This is a genomic window from uncultured Williamsia sp. (genome assembly GCF_947494875.1).
In the GTDB taxonomy this organism is placed as follows: Bacteria; Actinomycetota; Actinomycetes; order Mycobacteriales; family Mycobacteriaceae; genus Williamsia_A.
Genome location: NZ_CANLWM010000001.1, coordinates 446134 through 468876, shown reverse-complemented (window position 1 = coordinate 468876; position 22743 = coordinate 446134). Strand labels below are relative to the sequence as shown.

Below are 22743 nucleotides of genomic sequence, written 5' to 3'. Positions count from 1 at the left end.
CTGTGAGAGTTGCTGTCTCGCTGAGACGTTCACGGCTGCGACCGCGAATTCGTTGCCGTACAGAGGGTGTCGTGGGCTTGTCCACAGGAGTCTGTGGAAAGTGTGGACAACTGCGCTGTGGCCCCGGTCACACCTCGGGCGCGAGGAATTGCACTGCCGCAGGGAGGACCTCGACGGTCACCGGCGTGGTGCCGAACACCTCGCCGTCGGCAGAGACCGGAAGGACGTCCGACGACTCGACGGTGATGGACGCACCGGTGAAGGTGTGGACGCCGTCGTGGCGTACGTGGGTGCCGCGGTAGATCGTCGGGAACAGCCGGAGCAGGCGCGCCCGGGACGTGTGTTCCACGACGGTGATGTCGAGCCGGCCGTCGTCGATCGACGCCGCCGGGCAGATGCGCATGCCGCCGCCGTAGCTGGGGGTGTTGCCGACGGCCACCAGGATCGCGTCGAGTTCGTGATGCTCGCCGTCGACGGTGAGGCGGACGCGTCGCGGGGTGAGCCGGGCGATCTCCGCGATCGCGGCGAGCGGGTACCGCGCCTGCCCCTGTGGCCACCGCATCGCGACGGCGCGTTCGGTCACGGCGGCGTCGAGACCGACCGCCGCCACGGTGCCGAACACCATCGAACGTCCACCCGCGGTCAACCGCGCCAGGTCCACCGCGCGGCTGTGACCTGCGGCGACGACGTCGGCCGCGGCGTCGGAGTCGCCGAGAGGGAGGGACAGGGCGCGTGCGTGGTCGTTGCCCGTCCCCGCCGGCATGATCCCGACCGGCACCGACGAGCCGGCGGCGGCCTCGAGCGCCCCGGCGATGGTGCCGTCACCGCCCACGACGACCAGTGCGTCGGGGCCCTCGGCGATCGCGGTCGCCGCGATCCGTCGGGCGTCGTCGGCGTCCATGCCGGACCGCACGTCGACGGTGAGCCCGCGTGCCCGCAGCGCGGCGACCGCGGCGTCGGCCGTGGCTGCTCCCGCGCCGTGCCGCGATCGCGGGTTGACCAGCGCGACGATCTCGGTGATCGCGGCGCTCACGGGACGAGCTTGCCGGGGTTCATCACGCCCGCCGGGTCGAGCGTCGCCTTCACGGCGCGCAGCACCTGCACGCCGAGGTCACCGATCTCGGAGTCGAGGAAGGCGCGGTGGTCGGTGCCGATCGCGTGGTGGTGGGTGATGGTCGCCCCGTGGTCGACGATCGCGCGTGACGCCGCCTGCTTGGCCGCGTCCCACTGTCGGATCGGGTCGTCCTCGTCGAGGCGGTAGACGACGGTGAAGTACAGCGAGGCGGCCGTCGCGTAGGTGTGCGAGATGTGGCAGAGCACCAGAGCCGGCGACGCCGACCACGGACCGTCCTCCGATCCCAGTGCGGCCGTGACCGCGGTCGACACGCCCGACCGCAGGGCTTCCACCCTCGACCAGGTCGTCGCGGTCTCGAGGGTCTCGCAGCCCACGCCGATCGCCAGCAGGGCATCCCGCAGATACGGCGCGTCGAAGCGTCCGTGTGCCCACGCGTCGGCCGGCCCGGCGCCCAGGTCGGTGGCGCCGGCGTCGGTCAGCAGCGCCGCCACGCGTGCTCGGCGGTCCGCACAGTCGGACTCCCGGCCCTCGAACCGGGTGATGACGAGGCACCCGCCCGACGTGTCGTCGGATCCGATCGCGTCGGGTGACGCCAGGTTGACCGCGGTCTCGGCCTCGTCGGACATCCGCAGCACGGTGGGTCGGGCGTCGGATCGCGCGACCCTGCGCACCGCCGCCGCTCCGGATGCGAAGTCGGGCACGCGCCACGCCTGGGAGACCACGGCCTCCGGGATCGGGTGCACGCGGAGCGACACCTCCGTGACGACGCCGAACGTCCCCTCCGACCCGAGAACCAGCTGACGCAGGTCGGGCCCGGCGGCGGACCGTTCGACGGGGCCCAGGCGCAGGACACCGCGCGGTGTGACGAGGGTGAGTCCGACGACCATCTCGTCGAACCGGCCGTACCCCGCCGACGCCTGTCCCGACGAGCGCGTCACCGCGAACCCGCCGATCGTGGCGAACCGGAAGCTCTGCGGGAAGTGGCCGAGGGACATGCCGTGCTCGGCCAGCAGTTCCTCGGCACGGGGTCCGGTGACGCCGGCCCCGAGGGTGGCGATGTGCGAGACCTCGTCGACGCCGACGAGGGTGTCGAACCGGCACATGTCCAGGGAGATCACCGCGCGATGTTCGCCGGCGAGCGGCGCGAGGCCACCGGTCACCGCGGTGCCGCCGCCGTAGGTGACCACGGCGACGTCGGAGTCGGCGCACCAGGCCAGGACTCGCGCGACCTCGTCGGTACAGCCGGGGACGACGACGGCGTCGGGTGCGGACTGGGTCCGGGCACGACGGCCGAGGAGATCGGGGGTGCTGCGTCCGGCGGCCCGCAGCAGACGGTCGACGGGCTCGATCGAGACGTGGTCGGACCCGACGATGTCCGCGAGCTGCCGGACGTCCTCGTCGGTCAGCCGGGAGACCGGGACGTCGACGTCCTCCGGGTGGTGGCGGGGCCGCGGATCACCGCTGACACCGAGGGCCCCCCGGATCAGCCCGAGCATCGCGTCGGACAGGGCGGTCTCCCGGCCGGGGTCACCCCAGCCGTCCCACCGCATCGGGGGTGCCGGGACGGAGGAGAACGAGGACGGCGACGCAATCATGCGTTACAGTTTTACACAACATGTCAACCAGTAATGCGGTACTCGACGCGGCGCGGCGATGTCTCGTGCGCAGCGAGGGGCGCAAGGTGACGTTGGCCGAGGTCGCGCGGGAGGCGGGCGTCAGCCGCCCCACCGTCTACCGCCACTGGCCGGAGATCTCCGCGGTCATCCGGGACCTGCTCACGCGCGAACTCGCGCACCTCAGCGCCGAGCACCTGTCGGCGGTCGACGAGGCACTGGCCCACGGCGACGACGTGCTCGACGCACTCGTCGTGGCGGTGGTCCGTGTCGCCGACGCGGTGACCAGCGACCCGTTGTTCGAGTCGCTCACCCGGCGGCAGCCGGATCTGCTCGCGCCGTATGTCTTCGAGAGGTTCGGGGCCAGTCAGCAGATGGCGCTCGAGAGCCTCGCGTCCCGTCTCGCCGCGGCGCAGCGCCTCGGTGCGATCCGCGACGGCGATCCCGCCCGCGTCGCGGCCATGGTCATCCTGGTCGCCCAGTCCGCGATCACCGGTCGCGCGACCGTCGCCGCGATCGTCGGTGACGACTGGCCGGACGAACTCACCCGCGTGGTGCGCGGCTATCTCGCACCCGACCCCACCCCGGAGGACGAACCCCGATGAGCTCACGCCGCCCTGACTTCGCCGGCGACCTCGGACCGCGGCGTCGCGAGGCCGACGCACACCGGTTGCGCACCCGGCGCGCACCGTGGGACGTCCTCGTCGTCGGTGGCGGCGTCACCGGCGTGGGTGTCGCGCTCGACGCCGCGTCCCGCGGACTGTCGGTGGCGTTGGTCGAGGCCCACGACCTCGCCTTCGGGACCTCCCGGTGGAGCAGCAAGCTCGTCCACGGCGGGCTGCGGTACCTCGCCTCGGGTCGGGTCGGGATCGCCTGGGAGAGTGCCGTCGAACGCAACCACCTGATGACCACGATCGCGCCGCATCTCATCTCCCCGCTGACCCAGGCCATCCCCATCACCGACCGCGCCTCGTCGGCCCTGGTGCACTCCGGTCTGGTCCTCGGTGATCTCCTCCGCCGTGGCGCACGCACCCCGCGAGACGTGCTGGCACCGCCCCGCCGCATCCACGCAGACGACCTCGCCCGCCTCTGCCCGGCGGTGTCGCTGGACGGAGTCCGGGGCGCGTGGACGTCCCAGGACGGGCAGCTCGTCGACGATGCCCGACTCGTCGTGGCGATCGCGCGGACCGCCGCAGCCCACGGCGCGGCGATCGTGACGGGTGTGCGTGCCGGCGAGATCACCGGACGCGGAGCGCGACTCACCGACGCCGTGACCGGGGAGTCGTTCGACGTCTCCGCGCGAACCGTCGTCAACGCGACGGGGGTCTGGGCGGGGACGGTCGACTCGTCGATCTCCGTCCGCCCGAGCCGCGGCGCCCACCTCGTGGTGCCGGCGGCGCGTCTGGGGAATCCGAGGGCCGCACTGATGGTCCCGGTCCCCGGTTCGCGCAGTCGATTCGTCTTCGCGATCCCGGCGCAGCTCGGGCGCGTGCACATCGGACTCACCGACACCGACGCGCCCGGACCCGTGCCCGACGTGCCGACGGCTACCGACGACGACGTCGACTTCATCCTCGACACGGTCAACACGGCGCTCGCGCAACCACTCTCCCGCTCGGACGTCGTCGGCACCTTCGCCGGGCTGCGGCCGCTGCTGCAGTCCGACGGCGCGACCGCGGACGTCTCCCGCGAGCACTCGGTCACCCGCAACGGCGACGGTGTCATCACCGTCGTCGGCGGCAAGCTGACGACCTATCGGAGGATGGCGTCCGACGCCCTCGACCTCGCCGTCGAGCACGGTGGGCTCGACGCGCATCCGTGTGTGACCGCGTCGATCCCGTTGATCGGCGCCCAGGGCCCCCGCAACCGTCGACTGCCCGCGTCGCTGCTGTCCCGCCACGGTGGTGAGGCCGATCGGGTCGTCGCGATGTCGACGATCGGCGCGCCCCTCGCCCCGATCGCACCGGGGATCGACGTGACGCGCGCCGAGATCGAGTTCGCCGTCACCGCCGAGGGTGCACGCGACGCGGACGACATCCTCGAGCGCCGCACGCGCATCGGACTGGTGGGAGCTGACGCCGCCCGCGCGCGGCCCGCGGTGGTGCACATCCTCGATCAGATCGGTGCGGCGCACACCGCCTGAGCAGCAACGGATCTGCGGCGGCTCACCAGCCCATGCCGCGCAGTTCGGCGGCCAGACGGTCGAGGTCGGTGTCCTGAACGTCGAGGTGCGGACTGATCCGCAGCACCGACCGTTCCTCGCGGGAGAGAGGTGCCCGCCAGGTGTCGGCGCACGTGACGAGGATGCCCCGTGAGCGCAGCGCCTCCCGTGCCGCCGCCACGTCCGAGTCCTGCCACCCCGGCGGTGGGGCGAGCGTGGTGATGGCCGACGGCTCGTCGAGCGGTTCGACGACCTCCCAGCTGCCCACCCCGTCGAGGCGACTCCGGGTGTGCTGCCCGATCGCCGCGAGCTCGCGCCGGACCCGCTCGAGCCCGTAGCTCTGTAGTTCCTGCACGGCGGTACCGAAGCCGATGCGGCCGGCGACGAACGCCTCGGAGCTCTCGATCTCGACCGGGCGCAGCGAGTCGCCGCTCACGGAGAGGAAACCGACGCCGCGTGGACCGGCGAGCCACTTGCGGCTCGTCCCGTAGACGATGTCGGCGCCGGTCGCGCAGTCCACCTGACCGATCGCCTGCGCGGCGTCGACGACGACGGGGACGTCCACGCGGTGCGCGAGTTCGACGATCTTCGCGGCGGGTTGGACGACGCCGCTGTGCGACCCGATGTGGCAGACGTGGATCACGTCGGGCTGTTCGAACTGCAGCATGTTCTCGAGCGCATCGGTGTTGACCCGGCCGGTGTGCTCCGTCGACGGCATGGTGTGCACGGAGTAGCCGCGGCGCTCGAACAGGTCGAGGTTCGGGCCGTACTCCGTGGGGCACACCCACACCGTCGCGGGGACGGGCATGGCCCAGTTCGTCAGCAGGGCGCGCAACGCGGACAGGGCGCTCTCGCGGAAGGCGATGCCGTCGGGTGAGTGTCCGACCATCGTGGCGAGGTCGCGGCGCGCACGGTCGAGACGTTCCGCGGACTGCTCGGCCGCGACGTAGGCGCCGCGCGCGGACTCGCGCCAGAGGTGGTTCGTCACCTCGCCGATCACGGCGTCCGACGAGCGGGACGCGGCCGCCGAGTCGAGGTGGACGATGTCGGGTGCGACGCGCGAGCGGTGCCACAGCTCCCCCAGCTCGCTGATGTACATGCCCCGCCTCTCCGCTCGGTCGCGGTTGCCACCGTACCGCCGCGCCGATGGGTGGAACCGGTCGGCCGCGGGCTGCGTCGAATGGGTGTGGAGCCTGTTCATCCCGACACCCCGGACGCCCTGTCGGACCCCCACGGGACCGGTCTCGTCTACTCGTTCGGCACCGGTGACGGGACCGTCCACACGTGGACGTCCCCGCTGGACCGCGACGTGTCCGGCGACGGTGTCCTCGACGCGATCACGCTCGACTTCGACGGTGACGGCCACCGCGACGACGCGATGTGGGACTCCGACGGCGACGGTCGTGCCGACCTCGTCGTGCTCGACGTCGACGGCGAGTCGCGCTCGTACTCGGACACCGGTCGCGGCCTGTGGGATCACCGCGTCCACGACGTCGGACCCGCCCCGCGCGAGCCGGCGGCGGCGACCGCTCCGACCGCCGCGCCTGTCCCCGCCGCACCTGCCGCCCCTGACACTCCGGCCACACCGGACGGTGTGGGCTTGGTGTTCCCGGCGGGCTCGGCGACGACACCCGTGCGGATCCTGGTCGACCTCGACGCCGATCAGCGCGCGGACGCCGCCCTCGTCGACTCCGATGCCGACGGTGTCGCCGACCGGTGGTTGCTCCGTGGAGACCCGGCCTTCGCCGACGGCAGCGGCCGCGAGGACGAGCCGCTCAGGTCGGCAGCCGGTCGCCGGGACGAGTTGGGATGACGGTCGACTCCCGCGGCGGCGGGACGTGCCGGGGGTGGATGAGCCGCACGACGACGATCGCGACGGCGTAGAGCACCGCACCGATGATCGGCAGCAGCGGCGATCGGCCGTCCGGGGCGATCGTGAGCGCGGCGACCGTCACCGCCGCGACGTAGGCGACGTTGAACACCGCGTCCTGCACCGAGAACACCTGGCCGCGCACCGCGTCGTCGGTGTCGAGCTGCATCGCGGCGTCCCCGCACAGCTTCGCCATCTGACCGATCAGGCCCAGCACTAGGGCGGCCACGCAGATGACCACGGTGTCGAAGGAGACCAGCGACGTCTCGGCGACGACACCGACGCCCAGCGCGACGAACAAGGTCCGACGGCGGCCCAGGCGCGCGATGGAGACCGGTGTCACCACCGCCGCCGCGACGAGCCCCACCGCCGTGAGGGTCGCGACGAGACCGATGCCGGCGAGGCCGTCGGACGAGCCGCCCGACGACCCGGCGTGCCGGGCGAGCACGAGCAGCATGAGCGTGTTCAGACCGAAGACCAGTCGGTGACCGCCGATCGCGGAGAGCGCTGCGAGCACCGTCGGCGTCCGCACCACCGCGCGGGCACCGTGCGCGAAGCCGACCGCGACCGCGCGCAGGACGGGCCCACGCGGGTGGCGCTCGTCGACGGGAGCGCCGTCGACGTCGGGGTGGTCGGGGCCGAGCGCGAGATGTCCGACCCCGACGGCGATCGCGGCGGCGACGAGCGCGAGCACCGCCGCGGTCAGGGTGGTGGCCGCGCTGCCGGAGTTGTCGGAGCCGAAGATCGCGCGGAGCCCGAGAGCGAGCCCCGCGCCGAGCGCCAACGCCCCCGAACCGATCGTGGTGAACGCGGCGTTGGTGGCCACCAGGCGTTCGCGGATCGCGACGTGCGGCAGCGCGGCTGACAGCCCGGAGGCGACGAACCGGCTCGACCCCGTCACCGCCAACGCGGCGACGAGAACCGCGTAGTCGGGGGCGCCGAGGGCGATCGTGCCCGCGGCGACACAGATCAGGAGACCGCGAAGCAGGTTGGCCCAGATGAGGACCGTGCGACGGTCCCAGTGGTCGAGGAGAGCGCCCGCGAACGGCCCGATGACCGAGTACGGCAGCAACAGGACGGCGAGCCCACCGGCGACGGCGAGCGGGTCGGCGTGACGCTCGGGGTTGAACAGGATCGCCCCGCCGAGCGCGGCCTGGAACAGGCCGTCGGTGAGCTGGCTGCTGATGCGTACGGCCAGCAGGCGCCCGGCGAAGGGGCGCTCGCACAGTGCACGAACAGCGTTCACGCACACGAGGGTACGGACTGCTGCGGCACCCGTGAGCTGTGAGATCGCCGACGCTCGGCGGTTGGGGCGTGCCACAATGAACCGGTGCCGATGCCGCATGATCCCGAGCACCAGGGACCCGAGTACGGGGGCCCGGACGACACGGTGTCGGCCAACCGGATCCGCGCGGGCAGCCTCCTCGTCGCGAACACGACGCTGACGGAGCCCACATTCCGTCGCACGGTGATCTACATCGTCGAGCACAACGACGCGGGCAGTCTCGGCGTCGTCATCAACCGCATGAGCCAGACGGCGGTGCACAACCTGCTCCCCCGCTGGACCGACCTGTCGGCGTCGCCGCGCGCGGTGTTCATCGGTGGACCGGTGAAGCAGGACGCGGCGCTGTGCCTGGGTGTCGTCCGCCGCGGTCTCGACGCGACCGGTGTCGCCGGCCTGCGCCCCGTCGACGGACGCGTGGTGCTCGTCGACCTCGACGCCGATCCGGAGGAACTGGCCGAGGTGCTCGACGGCCTGCGCATCTTCGCCGGCTATTCCGGCTGGGGAATCGGTCAGCTCGACGACGAACTCCGCCGCGACTCCTGGGTGGTCGGGTCCGCCCTCCCCGACGACCTTCTCGCCTCGGCCAAGACCGATGTCTTCGCCTCGGTCCTCCGCCGCCAACCGTGGCCGCTCCCCCTCCTCGCCACCCACCCGATCGACGTCGACCGGAACTGACGCCGAGGCACCCGGAGGGCGTACTTCGTCACTCCAGGACGAACACCGGGATCTGACGGTCGGTCTTGGTCTGGTACTCCGCGTAGGGCGGGTACGCGTCGACCGCGAGCGCCCACCAGTGCTCGCGCTCGTCGCCCGACACCTCGCGAGCGGTCATCTCGCGGACCTCGGTGCCGTCCTGCACCGTCACCGCGGGGTTGGCCTTCACGTTGTGGTACCAGGCCGGGTGCTGCGGGTCACCGCCCTTGGAGGCGATCATGGCGTACTTGCCGTTCTCCTCGACGCGCATCAACGGCGTGTAGCGCTTCTGGCCCGATTTCGCGCCGACCGTCGTGAACAACACGACAGGCCGACCCATCACCTCGACACCCTCGGTGGTCCCCTGCTCGAGGATCTGCTCGGTCTGGTCGCGAACCCACCCGGTGGGGCTCAGTTCCGGTTTCTCGTCCATGCCGTTCATCAACGCCGCCGGGCCGCCGGGATTCCACCGGCAGGTCGTCGGCGCGTTCCGCGGAACGCTCGCCAAGCCGGTTCCCAGTGATCTCCAAGCGGGTCGTCACATCGTGATCGCACACCGACCACGGAGGACACGATGACCACCAGCCAGACCGCCCCCGCCACCGAACTCGATCTGCTCGGCATGCAGGTCGCCCACCGCGGCATGCTCGCCGATTCCGACCGCTTCGCGACGATCCTCACCGACATCGGCGCGGGAGCGAGCTGCTCGCGACGTCGAGCGAGCGCGATCGGCGCCTACCTGCGCGACTTCGCCGATTCGATCCACCATCACCACACCGTCGAGGACGACGTCCTGTGGCCGCTCATCGTCGAGGCCGTCGGTGACGCGGTGGACCTGACCGAGCTCACCGACGACCACGACAGCCTCGACCCGCTGCTCGACCGACTGCGTGCCCTCACCGCGCACTTCGTCGCGTCGTACCGGACTCCCGACCCCGACCCGTCGTCGGCCGCCGCCCTCGGGGTGCTGCTACGCGATCTCCACTCGCTGCTCGACGAGCACATCGGTGAGGAGGAGCGCGTCGTGTTCCCGGTCATCCGTGGGCACCTCTCACCCGAGGCGTGGGCATCGGTCGAGGAGACCGCCCGCACGAGCGGCAAGCTGGGGTTCGAGTTCCCGCGGTTCCTCGCGCACACCACGCCCGATGAGCTGAGTCGCGCGCTCGCCGACGGCGGCGTCGGCCTGCGACTGATGCTGTCGGTCATCAGGGCCACCGCGGGACGCGCCTTCGCCCGGCGGGAAGCGGTGATCGCCGGCGCATGAGCGTCTGTGCCACCGTGGGTGCATGCGCACCTACGCGATCGAGGTGGTGTCTCTGCTGGTGTCCCCGCGGCACGCCTACTTCGGGCGGCCGAAGGACGGTGCCGCCGGCGACGTCGAGACGTCGCTTCCCGACAGCGTCGAGATCGTGGCCGACAAGGGGATCCGCGGGGACCGCTTCTTCGGGGTCCGCGCACACACCGAGGCGGCCGTGACCTTCCTCGCTCTCGAGGCGTGGGAGGCCGCGGCCGCCGACGCCGATCCCCACCTCGCGCGTCGCAACGTCATGACGCGCGGGCTCGAGCTCGATCCGCTGCGCGGCGTCGAGTTCACCCTCGACACCGGCGACGGACCGATCCGGTTCCGGGGCGGCCGTCCGGCACACCCGTGCTCGTGGATGGACACCATGGCCGGCGACGGTACGCGGAAGGCGCTCATCGGACGGGGCGGCCTGCGGGCGCAGCCGCTGTCGTCGGGGACGCTGCGGGTGGGCTCGGGCGTGATCACCTGCGACGTCGACCTCGACCCCGCCCGCGCAGCGGATCAGGTGCGACGGGCTCAGCCGATCTGACGGGTCACGGATCGAGGATCTTCCCGGGGTTGAACAGGTTCCGCGGGTCGAGCGCCTGTTTCACCGCCGCCATCACGTCGCAGGCGGAGCCGTGTTCGGCGGCGAGGTACTTCTTCTTGGCCAACCCGATGCCGTGCTCGCCGCTCGCGGTCCCTCCCACCGACAACGCGTACTCGACCATCGCGTCGGAGAAGGCGAGAGCGCGCGGCAGCGTGCCGCCTGAGTAGGGCACCACGACGTGGACGTTGCCGTCACCGACATGTCCCGCTGTGGTCACCCGCAGACCCAGCTCTGCGGCAGTGCGGTGCGCATGATCGACGGCGCCGGCGATCGCAGAGTAGGGAACCGCGGTGTCGGTGACGAGGAACTGGTGACCCGGGTGCGCCGCCTTGATCGCCGGGAAGAGTCGATGGCGGTTGTCCCACAGCGCTGTTCGCTCGGTCGCCGTCTGCGCCCGCCCGACCGACACGACGCCGTGGACGCGGGCGATCGCGTCGACGTCGTCGAGGACCTCGGCCATGGCCGCCGCCGAGGTCGCCTCGACATCGATGAACAGGGCCGGGCCCGGCGGAAGTCCGTCCCCGCAGAACCGGTTCAGCGCCGCGATCGACGCGGAGTCGACGAACTCGAGGCGGGACACCGGTACCGCCGATCCGATCAGGTCCGTGGCCGCGGCGACCGCCGCGGCGACGTCCGGGAACGACAGACGCGCCGAGCCCTGCGCCTCGGGGACCGGGTGCAGACGCAGTGTCAGCTCGGTGATGGCCGCCAGCGTTCCCGCCGAGCCGATGAGGAGGTCCTTGAGGTCGTACCCGCTGCTGCTCTTCGCGACGGCCCGCCCGAAGCGGTGGATCTCCCCGTCGGCCGTGACCGCGGTGAGCGCGAGGACGTTCCGACGCATCCCCCCATAGCGGAAGGTGGTCGTCCCGCTCGCGTTGGTGGCAGCCATCCCACCGAGCGTCGCGTCGGCGCCGGGGTCGACGGGGAACTGCAGTCCGTGGGGAACGAGCGCCGCCGCGAGCTGCTTTCTCGTCACCCCGGGCTGGACGACGGCGACGAAGTCGGCTGGATCGATCGACACGATGTCGTCCATCGACGAGACGTCCAGCATGACCTCGTCTCCCCGCGCCAGCAGGTGCCCCTCGAGGCTGGTCCGTGCTCCGACCGGGATGACGGGGATCCCGGCGGTACCCGCCCACCGCACGCACGCGACGACGTCGTCGGCGCTGCGCGCGCGGATGACACCGCGCGGTGTCCGACCGGGGAGACCGGTCTCGTCGCGGAGGAAGGCCTCGCGCTCGGAGGTCCGGGTGTCGAGGCGGCCGGCGAACCCCGCCGGGATCGCCGTGGTCATCGCTCGAGGATGCTCGTGACCAACATGGTGTGGTCGGAGTGACGTTGCGTCACAGTCCAACCGAGCTCGCTGAACGCGTCTGTGTACTCGTGCTCGCGCCACAGACGCACACCGGTGGCCGCATGGTAGATCTCGTAGGTCGGGGAGAACCACGGCTGCTGGGTCCACGACGGTGCCATCAGCTCCATGCCGTTACCGATGACCAGACGTCGCAGGTTGGGGAACCACTCCATCCACCCGCTGAGCACCGCCGCGATCCCACCGCCGTCGCTGGCGAGCTGGTGCAGCAGGAAGAACGACATCGCCGTGGTCACCGCGTCGCAGTCGAGATCGTCGAGCCAGGCAGGGCGACCCTCGGTCGACTGGACCGATCCGGAGAGAAGGGAGATGCGCTCGGACAGACCACGCGCGGCGATGTCGGCGGTGGCGTCCGCGATCACGCCGTCCTCGATGTCGACGCCGACGAACCGCTCGTCGGGTGCCAGTGCGGACAGCAACGCGATGCGGCCGGCGTCGGCGCATCCGAGATCGACCGTGAGACCGGGGGTGTCGCCGGCGATGGCACCGCCGACGGCGGCGAGGATCTCCGGCCTGCGACGCGCGATGTCCGTGCATCCACGGGCGACGTTCTCCGGCTCGGTCGCCGCGGGGATGTGGTGGTCCGCTCGCGCGGCGGACAACTGACGGAAGGTGGGTTCCCAGCCCCGGACGGTGACGCGGACGAACCCGCGGTGGGCGGCCACGTCTCTCCCGGCTCCGGTCAGCGTCAACTCCTGCGTACGGCGCGACAGCAGGCCCGCGCGAACCAGTCCGTCGGCGACCACCTCCTCCATGCAGGTGGTGGTCCGGACGGCGTGACCGTCCAGGAGATCGGTCCACCAGCCCCAGTCGTCGGCGGCGACGACGAGGTGACCGGCGGTCTGCCCGTCGATCATGTCGCGGAGCGAGACGGCGGGGAGTTCGGCGGAGTCGGTGTGTCGGGTGATCGGACCGGTGATGGTCATGGTGTCTCCTTCGGAATGCAGGCGATCGCCTGGATCTCGATGAGCAGCCCGTCGATGGGCAGCGTCGTGATGGTGGTGGTGCGGGCGGGTGTGCCCGCGCCCTCGGCGACGCTGCCGAGGAAGTATCGGGTGAAGGCGGCGTTCCATGCGGCGAAGTGATCCCGCGCGCCGAGGAAACACTCCAACCGCAGGACATCGCTGCGGGCCGAACCGTTCTGCACGAGAACCGCATCCAGCTGGCCGAGGACGTCGGAGCACTGGTCGTCGAAGTCGGGGTGGCGCGGCTGCAGTGTGGTGGTGTCGATCGACGCCAGGCCGGAAGTGTAGATCAGGCCGGCGTGGACGCGGGCCGCGGGGAACGATGGTGCGGTCGTCGTCACGGTGTGACCTCCACGAGCCTGTCGCTGGTGATGTCGGCGACGGTGTCTGCGCCGGCGAGTGTCATCAGGACGCGGAGCTCCTCGGTCATGAGCTCGAACACCCTCCGCACACCGGCCTCGCCTCCCGCCGCGAGTCCGTACACGACGGACCGGCCGAGGATGACCGCGTCGGCTCCGAGAGCGAGCGCCAGGAATACGTCGGCGCCACTGCGGAAGCCGCTGTCGACCAGGACGGGCACATCCGGTCCGACCGCGGCGCGGACGCCGGGCAGGGCGGCGAGACTGGCCGGCGCCGGGTCGACCTGACGGCCACCGTGGTTGGAGACGACGACCCCGGCCGCGCCGGCATCGAGCGCGCGACCCGCGGCCGTCGGGGACAGGACGCCCTTGGCGATCCAGGGCAGCGGGAAGCCGCATGCGGCGGACGCGAGATCGTCCCAGTCCCAGGCGGATCCGCCGCCGGACATCAGTTGGCCCATCACATCGGCGACGCGCGGGCCGTCGTCGACGGTCGTGGGGACGTTGCCGCTGAACGGTGCCAGGTCCGGCGAGAACCGGTTGCGCATGTTGCGGGTGCGGAAGCCGCCGATGGGGCAGTCGACCGTCACACACAGGGCGTCGTACCCGGCGTCGGCGATGCGATCGGCGACGGCGGCGGCTCCGACGAACGGGTGCAGCTGAGCGATCCGCGCGGACGCGGGCGCGCTCGCCCGCACGTCGGCGTAGGAGAAGCTGCCGGCCTCCGGGGCGATGTCGACCACCCCGGTCGCCGCGGCGGCGCGGGCGACGGCGCGGTGTCCGTCCGGGTGGAACATCGCGTCACCTCCGAACGGTGCCGACAGCAGCGGGACAGCCAGGGGGATCCCCAGCAGCGTGGTCGCCGTGTCCGGGCCGGACACCCCGCTCATCGGTTCAGGGGCGATCGTCCAGCGCCGGAACGCCTCTCGGTTGGCAAGTAGTGTCCGTTCGGCGCCCGCACCCCCTTCGAGGAAGTCGGCGACGTCGGCAGGGAGCACGCCCATCGCGGTCTGGCGGATCTCGTCGAGCGATCCGAACTCGACAGCCGTCGGGTACATGGTGTCCGTCATCGGATCAACCCCTCGCGCCGATCAGCTGCGACTCGGGTGCAGGAACCGGCGATGTGACGGCGTGTCGACGCGAATAGATCAGGTAGACAGCCAGTCCCGCGGCACTCCAGACCGCGAAGCGGACCCAGGTGAGCTCGTCGAGGGTGGTGAGCAGCCACACGCACCCGGCGATCGCCAACACCGGGACGAGTGGCATGAGCGGGACGCGGAAGCTGCGAGGGCGGTCTGGCGCCCGGTAGCGCAGGATCAGGACGCCGAGGGCCACGGCGGCGAATGCGAAGAGTGCTCCGACGTTGACCAGTTCGGCGACGGTGTCGATCGGGAGGAGCCCGGCGATGACCGCCCCGACCACACCGAGCACGAGCACGAGGCGCCGAGGCGCGCCGCGCGACGACGTCGCCGACAGTCCGCGCGGCAGCATCCCGTCCCGGCACAGCGCGAAGACGAGGCGCGTCTGGCCGTAGAACAGCATCAGCAGACCCTTGGTGAGTGCGATCACGGAGGCGACGAGGATGACGTCACCGATCCATCCGGCGCCGAGTGCCTCGAGTGCGGTGGCCACCGGGGCCTCGTTGTTCAGCGACCGATAGGGGGCGACGCCGGTGAGGACGGCCGCGACGGCCACGTAGAGGACGGTCGCGACGACGACGGATCCGATGATGCCCCAGGGCAGGTCACGACCGGGTCGCTTGGTCTCCTCGGCGGAGGTGGCGACGATGTCGAAGCCGAGATAGGCGAAGAACGCGAGCGCCGCGCCGGCGGCGATGCCGTGGACACCGAAGGGCGCGAACGGGGTCCAGTGCGTGGTCGAGATGTGCGGCGCGCCGATGACGACGACGAGCACCAGGACGCCGATCGTCACGACGACCAGCGTCTTGACCACGGCCGCGGTCATCCGCACGTCGAGGACGAGGATGCCGACGATCACCGCGGTGATCGCCACGGCTGGGACGTTGATCACGCCGCCGGCGGACGGGCCGGCGGTGATGGCGGTCGGGAGCGTCACCCCGAACAGGCTCTTCAGCGCGGCGGTGAACAGCCCGGACCAGCCGATCGCCACCGCCGATCCGGCGACCACCAACTCCAACAGCAGATTCCAGCCGACCAGGAACGCCGGGCCCTCCCCCATCGACTCCCGCGTGTACGTGTAGGCGCTGCCCGACCGCGGTGTCATCGAGGCCAGTTCGCTGTAGCAGAGGGCGACCAGGACGCAGATGATCCCGGCGAGGACGAAGGACAGGACGATCGCGGGTCCGGCCTTGGTGGCCGCGGCGACGCCCGTGGTGACGAAGATGCCGGCGCCGACGATGGCACCCACGCCCATCGCGACGAGGTCGAGTCGGCCGAGACGACGGTGCAGCGTGGGCGATCCGGGGGACGGTGAACGGGTGGCGACGTGGGACATGACAGACCTCGGAGTCGATGGAGAACGGTTCCGCGGGAACGTCGTCGGGCCCGACGGTGCTGGGAGAGGTGTCAGACGAGGACGTCCGACGGGGGTCCCGGCGGCGGTGCCGGGACGACTCGCCGTGCGGTGGTGACCAGGGTGGCGAGCAGGAGGACGCCGAGCACGACCGCGGCCACGACGACCGCCGACGACATCGACGAGGCTGTCGCGACGGCGCCGAACCCGATCGTCGCGACGGCGGCGAACAGATACGCGACGGCGGCGTAGCGCGATGCGGCGCGTGCGTGGTCCCCGGGACCGGAGGCGGCGCTGACGATCTGCAGCCCGGCCCGGTAGGCGAGACCCTGCCCGATGCCGGCCACGACGCCTGCGACGAGCAGTGTCGTGACATCGGGGACCACGGGGACCAGGCCGGCCACGATCACACCGACGACGATGAACGCCTGTGCCACAGGGGGTTCGGCCAGACGAGAGGTGACCGGGATGAGGCGCTGGGCCAGCCACGCGGCGACGAGATAGACCGTCACCGGAGCAGCGAGCACGGCGAGGTCACGCGTGTGCAGGACCGTCGCGCCGTAACTCGGCAGGAGCGCGACCACCAGCCCCGCGGACACCCACGCCGCGATCCCGCTGAGGTATCCAGTCGTCGGATGGTGTCGGGCGGTCGAGGACGGCGTCGATCCGACGACTGCGACGGAGGGTGCTGTCGCCGCACGGTCGAGGACGACGGCGATCGCGACCACGGCCAGCAGTACGCCGTGCACCAGGTAGACGGTCACGGTCGGCGCGGGCAGGTACTGCGCGACGACGGCGGCGGCGATGGTGCCGACGGCGGATCCGAGGACGGTCGCGGTGGCCATCGTGGTGCGGCCGCGGTCGCCCACGCGCTCGAGGATCAGCCCGGAGACCGAGCCGGTGACCAGTCCGACCGACAGACCCGCCGCGACGCGCGCGACGCAGGCCACCGCGGCCGAGTCGGCCAGCGCCATGACGACGTCGGCTGCGACACCGGCCGTTGCGCCGGCGGCGATCCGCCACCACCACCCGGACCGGTTCGCGGGACGTCCCAGGACGGTCAGGGTGGGTACGAGCGCGAGGAGGTACACCGCGAAGACGACCGTGATGAGCAGCGGGGCGAGATCCCACCGGGCCCGATACAGCGGCATCATGCCGGTCGCGAGATTGGGTTGCGCCATCACGAGGACGAACAGCACACCTGGCATCAGGACCCGCACGGTTGCCCTCCTGCCCGCTCGAAGTGAGAAGTTCTGATCACTTGAGCGACGACCGTAGCCCATGATCGGGCAGTTGGGAAGAACTTCTCGGATACAGTGGCGGCATGGTGGCCCGGAACACGTCGACCCGGATCCGCAGCGACGCGGTCCGCAGTCGCTCTGCACTCACCGATGCTGTCGAGCGGCTGCTGGAGGAGGGCCGGGTCGACTTCTCCATCCCTGAACTCGCCAGCGAGGCCGGAGTCGGCGTCGCGACGGCCTACCGGCACTTCCCATCGCCGTCGGATGCGTTGCACGCCTACTACTCTCGCGCCGCCGGGCAGCTGACCGCGGCGTTGGACGAGATCGACGTCGACGACCCGCCGGCCCGGTTCGACGCGTTCTGCGAGCAGTGGGTCGCGCAGGCGGAGGTGTGGGGTCCCGCCGTTCGCCACATCCGCAGCCACGAGGGCTTCATCGAGCGGCTCGTCGCCGGCGACCCGGCGATCGTCGCACTGCACGCAACCCTCGCCGGCGTCGTCGAGGCGCTCGTCGCGAAGGGAGCCATCCCGACGGCCGACGTGACCGCCACCGTGCTGCTGTGGGTCACGATCTTCGACGAGCGGGTGGTCTACGACCTCGGTCGCCACCACGGCTGGTCGACACAGCAGATCGTCGAGCACCTGACCCGAGCGGCGCGGGGCGCATTACGCTTCGTGGGATGACACAGTCGTCCGACCTCGACTTCTGGTTCGACCCGGTGTGCCCCTTCGCCTGGATGACCAGCAAGTGGGTGCGCAGCGTCGCGCGGCAGCGCGACTACAGCGTCGGTTGGCGGTTCATCTCGCTGCGGCAGCTGAACGCCGGCGTCGACTACGACATCCACTTCCCGCCGGAGTACGAGGCGCAGCACACCGCGGGCCTGAAGCTCCTGCGGGTCGCGTCGAGCATCCGTGACCGGCACGGCGACGACGCCGTCGGACCGTTCTACGAGGCGCTCGGGACGGCGATCTTCGACACGAAGCAGGCACCCGACGACGCCGCCGGCCAGGCCCGCCGCGGAACCGCGGAGTTCGTCGCACCGATCCTCGCGCGGCTCGATCTGCCGGCCGATCATGCCGACGCCCTCGACGACGAGACCCGTGACGCGGGCATCCAGGCCGAGACCGATCAGGCGTTGGAACTGACCGGCAAGGACGTGGGCACACCGATCCTGCAGTTCTCCCCGCCGACCGGCGTCGCGTTCTTCGGCCCCGTGATCAGCCGACTGCCCGACGACGCCGACGCGCTCGAACTCTGGGACCACGTCATCGGCCTGGCGAGCTTCCCCGGCTTCGCCGAGATGAAGCGGTCACTGCGTGAGCGGCCGCAGCTCCGCGCGTTCGGCGTCGAGCCGGGCGCCGAGGGCATCACCGAGGACTGGCACTCCGGGAGTCGCCGGCAGAAGAAGTAGCAGGGTCCTGCCGCGACAGCCTCGCTGCGTACCAGGCGCAGATCATCAGCTGGATCTGGTGGAAGACCAACAGCGGCAGCACGATCAGACCGACCTGCTGGTTCGCGAACAGCACCGCGGCCATCGGCAACCCGGTCGCGAGGCTCTTCTTGGTCCCGCAGAACTGGATCGCGACCGCGTCGGCGCGCGAGAACTGGAACCGTCGCGACACCCAGCCGGTGAGGAACAACATCGCGGCCACCAGGACGATCGAACCGCCGATCACGACGAGGATCTGCCACCACCGCACGATCGACCAGATGTGCTCGCGGACGCCCTCGCTGAACGCGACGTAGACGACCAGCACGATCGATCCGCGGTCGACGAGCTTGGTCGGCCCGGCGTGGCGGGTGAGGAATCCCCCGACGAGTGGCCGGGCCAGTTGCCCGACGATGAACGGCACCAGGATCTGCAGGACGATCTGCAGGATCGCCGACGCGTCGATGTGGACCCCTGAGCCGCCGCTGAGCAGGACGACCACCAGCAGCGGGGTGAGGATGACGCCGATCAGGTTGGAGGCGGACGCGCTGACGATGGCGCCCGCCACGTTGCCGCGGGCGATCGATGTGAACGCGATCGACGACTGGACCGTCGAGGGCAGCAGGCAGAGGAAGACGACGCCGAGCGCGAGGTCGCCACCGAGGACCGGATCGGCCAGCGGGCGCAGCGCGAGGCCGATCAGCGGGAACAGGACGAACGTGAACGCCAGGATCGTCAGGTGCAGGCGCCAGTGGGTGAGGCCCTCGATCGCCTCCCGCGGGTGCATCCGGGCGCCGTAGAGGAAGAACAACAGTGCGATCGCCGCGACGACGACCCACGACATGACGTCGGCGAAGACCCCTCGGGCGGGCAGGACGGACGCGACGACGACGGCGGCGAGGATCGCCAGTATGAAGCCGTCGACGTGGAGTCGCTTCAGCACCGCGCGGTGGAGTTCGCCGTCCCGCATGCGCCGGCGAGGACGCAGGACCCGCAGCCGCTGGTGCCGCACGAGTCGTCGGCGGGGGCATCGGGCACACGGGCGGCGGCGCGCAGTCCGACCGACGCGGCCGCTCCGACGATCACGACGGCGGCGACGAGGGCGACCGCGGCGAACACGAGGCCCGTCGCCGATCCGGCAGCGATGCCCAGAACCGCTCCGAGAACGGCGATGAGGCCCGCACCGAGGAATCCGGGCCCGGCGACGGTGTGCGCGGTGGCGAAGGCGGCGTCGGAGCGGAGGGTCAGCGGCGTGCGGATCCCGACGAACCGGTTGCGCGGGAGGCGGCGCGTCACACCCAGCGCGCCGACCACGAGTACGGCGACGGCCAGGACGGCGTCGACGACTCCCAGGACGAGGGCTGCGGTGATCACCCGACCAGGATACGAGGCGCCTACGACCGGGGGGCTGCGGGCCCGTGGCCACGCTTTACGCTGGTCAGGTGACGAGCGAAACCACCGCCTCCGCCACCGGCCACCGCTACACCGCGGAGCTGGCCGGCGACATCGAGGCCCGCTGGCAGCGGATCTGGACCGAGCGGGGCACCTTCGAGGCGCCCAACCCGGTCGGCCCGCTCGCGGGTGACCTCGGCGGCACCACCGACAAGCTGTTCGTGCAGGACATGTTCCCGTACCCGTCCGGCTCGGGCCTGCACGTCGGGCACCCGCTGGGATTCATCGCCAGCGACGTCTACGCCCGCTTCCACCGGATGATCGGTGTCAACGTCCTGCACACGATGGGGTTCGACGCGTTCGGCCTGCCCGCCGAGCAGTACGCAGTGCAGACCGGCACCCACCCGCGCACCACCACCGAGGCCAACGTCGAGCGCTACCTCGCCCAGATCCGTCGGCTCGGCCTCGGGCACGACGAGCGTCGGCGGGTGTCGACCACAGACGTCGACTTCTACAAGTGGACGCAGTGGATCTTCCTGCAGATCCACGGCGCCTGGTACGACGAGGACGCGAACACGGCGCGCCCGGTGTCGGAGCTGATCGCCGAGTTCGACGCCGGCACCCGCTCCCCCGCCGACGGCTCGACATGGGCCGACCTCGACGAGGCGGCCAAGGCGGCCGTCGTCGACTCGTACCGACTGGTGTACCAGTCGGATTCGATGGTCAACTGGTGTCCCGGACTGGGCACCGTGTTGGCGAACGAGGAGGTCACCGCCGACGGCCGCAGCGATCGCGGCAACTTCCCGGTGTTCCGGAAGCGCCTGCGGCAGTGGATGATGCGCATCACCGCCTATTCCGACCGCCTCCTCGACGACCTCGAGCTGCTCGACTGGCCGGACAAGGTGAAGTCGATGCAGCAGAACTGGATCGGGCGGTCCCGCGGTGCACGGGTGTCCTTCTCGATCCCCGGTGTCGACACTTCCGTCGAGGTGTTCACCACCCGCCCCGACACCCTGTTCGGCGCCACCTACATGGTCCTCGCGCCCGAACACGATCTCGTCGACCGGATCGTCACCCCGAATTGGCCCACCGACGTCGACTCCCGCTGGACGGGCGGTGCCGCGACGCCGGCCGACGCCGTCGCCGGCTACCGCGCCTCGATCGCGGCGAAGTCCGACCTCGAACGTCAGGAGAGCAAGGAGAAGACCGGCGTCTTCACCGGTGCGTACGCAGTGAATCCCGTGAACGGCGAGCAGGTCCCGGTCTTCATCGCCGACTACGTACTGATCGGGTACGGCACCGGCGCCATCATGGCTGTCCCTGCCCACGACGGCCGCGACTTCGAGTTCGCGACCGCGTTCGGTCTGCCGATCGTCGAGGTGATCGGGTCCGACGAGGGAGTCGCCGAGGCCGCGTACATCGGCGACGGTCCGTTGGTGAACTCCGGTTTCCTGGACGGTCTGCGCGTCGACGAGGCCAAGGCCGCCATCATCGAGCGACTCGAGGCCGACGGGACCGGCACGGGCACAGTGCAGTACAAGCTGCGCGACTGGCTCTTCGCGCGGCAACGCTACTGGGGCGAGCCGTTCCCGATCGTCTACGACGACGCGGGTCAGGCCCACCAGATCCCGGAGTCGGACCTGCCCGTCGAGTTGCCCGAGGTCGACGACTTCGCACCCGTCTCGTTCGATCCCGACGACGCCGACAGCGTCCCCTCTCCCCCGCTGGCGAAGGCGACGGACTGGGCGAACGTCGAGCTCGACCTCGGGGACGGCCTGAAGCACTACATGCGCGACACCAACGTCATGCCTCAGTGGGCCGGGAGTTCCTGGTACCAGCTGCGGTACATCGACCCGACCGACGAGACACGCTTCTGCGAGCCCGAGAACGAGAAGTACTGGATGGGTCCGCGTCCGGACATCCACGGTGCCAACGACCCTGGCGGGCTCGACCTGTACATCGGCGGTGTGGAACACGCGGTGCTGCACCTGCTGTACGCGCGGTTCTGGCACAAGGTGCTGTTCGACCTCGGGCACGTGTCGAGCGTCGAGCCGTACCGGAAGTTGTACAACCAGGGCATGATCCAGGCGTTCGCCTACACCGACGCCCGCGGGATCTACGTCCCGGCCGAGGAGGTGGAGGAGCGCGACGGCGGTTTCTTCCACCAGGGTCAACCGGTGCAGCGTGAGTACGGGAAGATGGGCAAGTCCCTGAAGAACTCCGTTGCGCCCGACGACATCTGCCGGGACTACGGCGCGGACACACTCCGCGTCTACGAGCTGTCGATGGGCCCGCTCGACCAGTCGCGTCCCTGGGCGACCAAGGACGTTGTCGGCGCGCAACGCTTCCTGCAGCGTGTGTGGCGTCTCGTCGTCGACGAGGAGTCCGGCGGTGTCCGTCTGACCGACGAGGCGCCCGCCGAGGACACGATGAAGGCGTTGCACCGCACCATCGCCGGTGTCCGCGAGGACTACGCCGCGCTGCGGTTCAACACCGCGATCGCCAAGCTCATCGAATACACGAATCACCTCACCAAGCAGTACCCGGACGGGTCTCCGCGCGATGCGGTGTCGCCGTTGATCTCGATGGTCGCCCCGGTCGCGCCGCACCTCGCGGAGGAACTGTGGGCACACCTCGGCCACGACGAGTCACTGGCTCGCGGACCCTTCCCGGTCGCGGACGAGTCGCTGCTGGTCGAGGACACGGTCGAGATCCCTGTGCAGGTGAAGGGCAAGGTGCGCAGTCGGATCACGGTCGCGGCCGAGGCCGACGAGGCCACCGTGGTCGGTGCGGCGCTCGCCGACGACAAGATCGCCGCCCTGCTCGACGGTGAGCCGCGCAAGGTGATCTATGTCCCGGGCCGGATGGTGAACGTCGTCCCCTGACACCAGATCCGACAGCTC

General features: G+C 71.0%; 22 protein-coding genes. 9 read left to right on the top strand and 13 right to left on the bottom strand.

What is annotated here, in order from left to right; translation table 11 throughout:
- Positions 1 to 127 precede the first annotated feature (127 nt).
- A complete protein-coding gene (locus Q1A98_RS02410) occupies positions 128 to 1033 on the bottom strand; it encodes a diacylglycerol kinase (RefSeq protein ID WP_299569602.1) in 906 nt (301 codons plus the stop codon).
- Positions 1030 to 2670, bottom strand: coding sequence for an FAD-binding oxidoreductase (locus Q1A98_RS02405; RefSeq protein ID WP_299569600.1), 1641 nt, complete (start codon positions 2668 to 2670; stop codon positions 1030 to 1032). The genes Q1A98_RS02410 and Q1A98_RS02405 overlap by 4 nt, the downstream gene beginning before the upstream one ends.
- Before the next feature lie 20 nt (positions 2671 to 2690).
- Here Q1A98_RS02405 and Q1A98_RS02400 point away from each other — a divergent pair, with 20 nt between their 5' ends.
- Both Q1A98_RS02400 and Q1A98_RS02395 read left to right on the top strand, forming a co-directional pair.
- Complete coding sequence (locus Q1A98_RS02400) at positions 2691 to 3293, top strand: TetR/AcrR family transcriptional regulator (protein WP_299569598.1); 603 nt, start codon at positions 2691 to 2693, stop codon at positions 3291 to 3293.
- Positions 3290 to 4831, top strand: coding sequence for a glycerol-3-phosphate dehydrogenase/oxidase (locus tag Q1A98_RS02395; protein WP_299569596.1), 1542 nt, complete (start codon positions 3290 to 3292; stop codon positions 4829 to 4831). The genes Q1A98_RS02400 and Q1A98_RS02395 overlap by 4 nt, the downstream gene beginning before the upstream one ends.
- 22 nt (positions 4832 to 4853) lie before the next feature.
- Here the strand turns inward: Q1A98_RS02395 and Q1A98_RS02390 are convergent, their stop codons facing one another.
- On the bottom strand, positions 4854 to 5948 hold the full coding sequence (locus Q1A98_RS02390; RefSeq protein ID WP_299570497.1) for an aminotransferase class V-fold PLP-dependent enzyme: 1095 nt from the start codon (positions 5946 to 5948) through the stop codon (positions 4854 to 4856).
- An 81-nt stretch (positions 5949 to 6029) separates the two neighbouring features.
- Here Q1A98_RS02390 and Q1A98_RS02385 point away from each other — a divergent pair, with 81 nt between their 5' ends.
- Positions 6030 to 6662 (top strand): hypothetical protein, encoded by a 633-nt coding sequence (locus Q1A98_RS02385; RefSeq protein ID WP_299569594.1) that lies wholly within the window; start codon positions 6030 to 6032, stop codon positions 6660 to 6662.
- Here Q1A98_RS02385 and Q1A98_RS02380 read toward each other — a convergent pair.
- Positions 6625 to 7965, bottom strand: a complete 1341-nt coding sequence (locus Q1A98_RS02380; RefSeq protein WP_299569592.1) for an MFS transporter — start codon at positions 7963 to 7965, stop codon at positions 6625 to 6627. The two genes, Q1A98_RS02385 and Q1A98_RS02380, sit on opposite strands and share 38 nt — an antisense overlap.
- A 90-nt stretch (positions 7966 to 8055) precedes the next feature.
- On the opposite strand from Q1A98_RS02380, the gene Q1A98_RS02375 reads away from it, so the two are divergent.
- Positions 8056 to 8679, top strand: a complete 624-nt coding sequence (locus tag Q1A98_RS02375) for a YqgE/AlgH family protein (protein WP_299570494.1) — start codon at positions 8056 to 8058, stop codon at positions 8677 to 8679.
- Positions 8680 to 8707: 28 nt separating this feature from the next.
- Here Q1A98_RS02375 and Q1A98_RS02370 read toward each other — a convergent pair whose 3' ends face one another.
- Positions 8708 to 9130, bottom strand: a complete 423-nt coding sequence (locus tag Q1A98_RS02370) for a nitroreductase family deazaflavin-dependent oxidoreductase (protein ID WP_299569590.1) — start codon at positions 9128 to 9130, stop codon at positions 8708 to 8710.
- A 141-nt stretch (positions 9131 to 9271) separates the two neighbouring features.
- Here Q1A98_RS02370 and Q1A98_RS02365 point away from each other — a divergent pair, with 141 nt between their 5' ends.
- Both Q1A98_RS02365 and Q1A98_RS02360 read left to right on the top strand, forming a co-directional pair.
- Positions 9272 to 9961 carry a hemerythrin domain-containing protein gene (locus tag Q1A98_RS02365; RefSeq protein ID WP_299569588.1) on the top strand — a complete coding sequence of 230 codons (690 nt, stop codon included), beginning with the start codon at positions 9272 to 9274 and terminating at the stop codon, positions 9959 to 9961.
- Between the two features lie 22 nt (positions 9962 to 9983).
- A complete protein-coding gene (locus Q1A98_RS02360; protein WP_299569586.1) occupies positions 9984 to 10529 on the top strand; it encodes a molybdenum cofactor biosysynthesis protein in 546 nt (181 codons plus the stop codon).
- Between the two features lie 4 nt (positions 10530 to 10533).
- Here the strand turns inward: Q1A98_RS02360 and Q1A98_RS02355 are convergent, their stop codons facing one another.
- The 6 genes from Q1A98_RS02355 to Q1A98_RS02330 all read right to left on the bottom strand — a co-directional run bounded on the left by Q1A98_RS02355 (position 10534) and on the right by Q1A98_RS02330 (position 16998).
- Complete coding sequence (locus tag Q1A98_RS02355) at positions 10534 to 11883, bottom strand: FAD-binding oxidoreductase (RefSeq protein ID WP_299569584.1); 1350 nt, start codon at positions 11881 to 11883, stop codon at positions 10534 to 10536.
- A complete protein-coding gene (locus tag Q1A98_RS02350; protein WP_299569582.1) occupies positions 11880 to 12887 on the bottom strand; it encodes a hypothetical protein in 1008 nt (335 codons plus the stop codon). Before Q1A98_RS02350 ends, Q1A98_RS02355 begins: the two co-directional genes overlap by 4 nt.
- Complete coding sequence (locus tag Q1A98_RS02345; RefSeq protein ID WP_299569580.1) at positions 12884 to 13267, bottom strand: RidA family protein; 384 nt, start codon at positions 13265 to 13267, stop codon at positions 12884 to 12886. Before Q1A98_RS02345 ends, Q1A98_RS02350 begins: the two co-directional genes overlap by 4 nt.
- Positions 13264 to 14355, bottom strand: a complete 1092-nt coding sequence (locus Q1A98_RS02340) for an alpha-hydroxy acid oxidase (protein ID WP_299569579.1) — start codon at positions 14353 to 14355, stop codon at positions 13264 to 13266. Before Q1A98_RS02340 ends, Q1A98_RS02345 begins: the two co-directional genes overlap by 4 nt.
- Positions 14356 to 14359: 4 nt before the next feature.
- Positions 14360 to 15760: an amino acid permease gene (locus Q1A98_RS02335; protein WP_299569577.1), complete on the bottom strand. Its 1401-nt coding sequence runs from the start codon at positions 15758 to 15760 to the stop codon at positions 14360 to 14362.
- Between the two features lie 71 nt (positions 15761 to 15831).
- Entirely contained in the window at positions 15832 to 16998 is a 1167-nt protein-coding gene (locus Q1A98_RS02330) for a hypothetical protein (protein ID WP_299569575.1), read from the bottom strand.
- Positions 16999 to 17102: 104 nt separating this feature from the next.
- Here Q1A98_RS02330 and Q1A98_RS02325 point away from each other — a divergent pair, with 104 nt between their 5' ends.
- Both Q1A98_RS02325 and Q1A98_RS02320 read left to right on the top strand, forming a co-directional pair.
- The gene (locus Q1A98_RS02325; protein WP_299569573.1) at positions 17103 to 17702 is read left to right on the top strand and encodes a TetR/AcrR family transcriptional regulator; all 600 of its coding nucleotides are present in this window, start codon (positions 17103 to 17105) and stop codon (positions 17700 to 17702) included.
- Complete coding sequence (locus Q1A98_RS02320; RefSeq protein WP_299569571.1) at positions 17699 to 18430, top strand: hypothetical protein; 732 nt, start codon at positions 17699 to 17701, stop codon at positions 18428 to 18430. The genes Q1A98_RS02325 and Q1A98_RS02320 overlap by 4 nt, the downstream gene beginning before the upstream one ends.
- Here the strand turns inward: Q1A98_RS02320 and Q1A98_RS02315 are convergent.
- Both Q1A98_RS02315 and Q1A98_RS02310 read right to left on the bottom strand, forming a co-directional pair.
- Positions 18387 to 19418 carry a bile acid:sodium symporter family protein gene (locus Q1A98_RS02315; RefSeq protein WP_299569569.1) on the bottom strand — a complete coding sequence of 344 codons (1032 nt, stop codon included), beginning with the start codon at positions 19416 to 19418 and terminating at the stop codon, positions 18387 to 18389. The two genes, Q1A98_RS02320 and Q1A98_RS02315, sit on opposite strands and share 44 nt — an antisense overlap.
- Positions 19385 to 19822: an SdpI family protein gene (locus Q1A98_RS02310; protein WP_299569567.1), complete on the bottom strand. Its 438-nt coding sequence runs from the start codon at positions 19820 to 19822 to the stop codon at positions 19385 to 19387. The genes Q1A98_RS02315 and Q1A98_RS02310 overlap by 34 nt, the downstream gene beginning before the upstream one ends.
- Before the next feature lie 68 nt (positions 19823 to 19890).
- Here Q1A98_RS02310 and leuS point away from each other — a divergent pair, with 68 nt between their 5' ends.
- Positions 19891 to 22725 carry a leucine--tRNA ligase gene (gene leuS, locus Q1A98_RS02305; protein WP_299569565.1) on the top strand — a complete coding sequence of 945 codons (2835 nt, stop codon included), beginning with the start codon at positions 19891 to 19893 and terminating at the stop codon, positions 22723 to 22725.
- Positions 22726 to 22743: the final 18 nt, after the last annotated feature.

Excerpts from the sequence above, each read along its gene's own strand:
- Q1A98_RS02405 (WP_299569600.1), bottom strand. The coding sequence starts at position 2,670 with ATGATTGCGTCGCCGTCCTCGTTCTCCTCCGTCCCGGCACCCCCGATG.
- Q1A98_RS02400 (WP_299569598.1), top strand. The coding sequence starts at position 2,691 with ATGTCAACCAGTAATGCGGTACTCGACGCGGCGCGGCGATGTCTCGTG.
- Q1A98_RS02395 (WP_299569596.1), top strand. The coding sequence starts at position 3,290 with ATGAGCTCACGCCGCCCTGACTTCGCCGGCGACCTCGGACCGCGGCGT.
- Q1A98_RS02390 (WP_299570497.1), bottom strand. The coding sequence starts at position 5,948 with ATGTACATCAGCGAGCTGGGGGAGCTGTGGCACCGCTCGCGCGTCGCA.
- Q1A98_RS02385 (WP_299569594.1), top strand. The coding sequence starts at position 6,030 with ATGGGTGTGGAGCCTGTTCATCCCGACACCCCGGACGCCCTGTCGGAC.
- Q1A98_RS02375 (WP_299570494.1), top strand. The coding sequence starts at position 8,056 with ATGCCGCATGATCCCGAGCACCAGGGACCCGAGTACGGGGGCCCGGAC.
- Q1A98_RS02370 (WP_299569590.1), bottom strand. The coding sequence starts at position 9,130 with ATGGACGAGAAACCGGAACTGAGCCCCACCGGGTGGGTTCGCGACCAG.
- Q1A98_RS02365 (WP_299569588.1), top strand. The coding sequence starts at position 9,272 with ATGACCACCAGCCAGACCGCCCCCGCCACCGAACTCGATCTGCTCGGC.
- Q1A98_RS02360 (WP_299569586.1), top strand. The coding sequence starts at position 9,984 with ATGCGCACCTACGCGATCGAGGTGGTGTCTCTGCTGGTGTCCCCGCGG.
- Q1A98_RS02355 (WP_299569584.1), bottom strand. The coding sequence starts at position 11,883 with ATGACCACGGCGATCCCGGCGGGGTTCGCCGGCCGCCTCGACACCCGG.
- Q1A98_RS02350 (WP_299569582.1), bottom strand. The coding sequence starts at position 12,887 with ATGACCATCACCGGTCCGATCACCCGACACACCGACTCCGCCGAACTC.
- Q1A98_RS02340 (WP_299569579.1), bottom strand. The coding sequence starts at position 14,355 with ATGACGGACACCATGTACCCGACGGCTGTCGAGTTCGGATCGCTCGAC.
- Q1A98_RS02335 (WP_299569577.1), bottom strand. The coding sequence starts at position 15,760 with ATGTCCCACGTCGCCACCCGTTCACCGTCCCCCGGATCGCCCACGCTG.
- Q1A98_RS02325 (WP_299569573.1), top strand. The coding sequence starts at position 17,103 with ATGGTGGCCCGGAACACGTCGACCCGGATCCGCAGCGACGCGGTCCGC.
- Q1A98_RS02320 (WP_299569571.1), top strand. The coding sequence starts at position 17,699 with ATGACACAGTCGTCCGACCTCGACTTCTGGTTCGACCCGGTGTGCCCC.
- Q1A98_RS02315 (WP_299569569.1), bottom strand. The coding sequence starts at position 19,418 with ATGCGGGACGGCGAACTCCACCGCGCGGTGCTGAAGCGACTCCACGTC.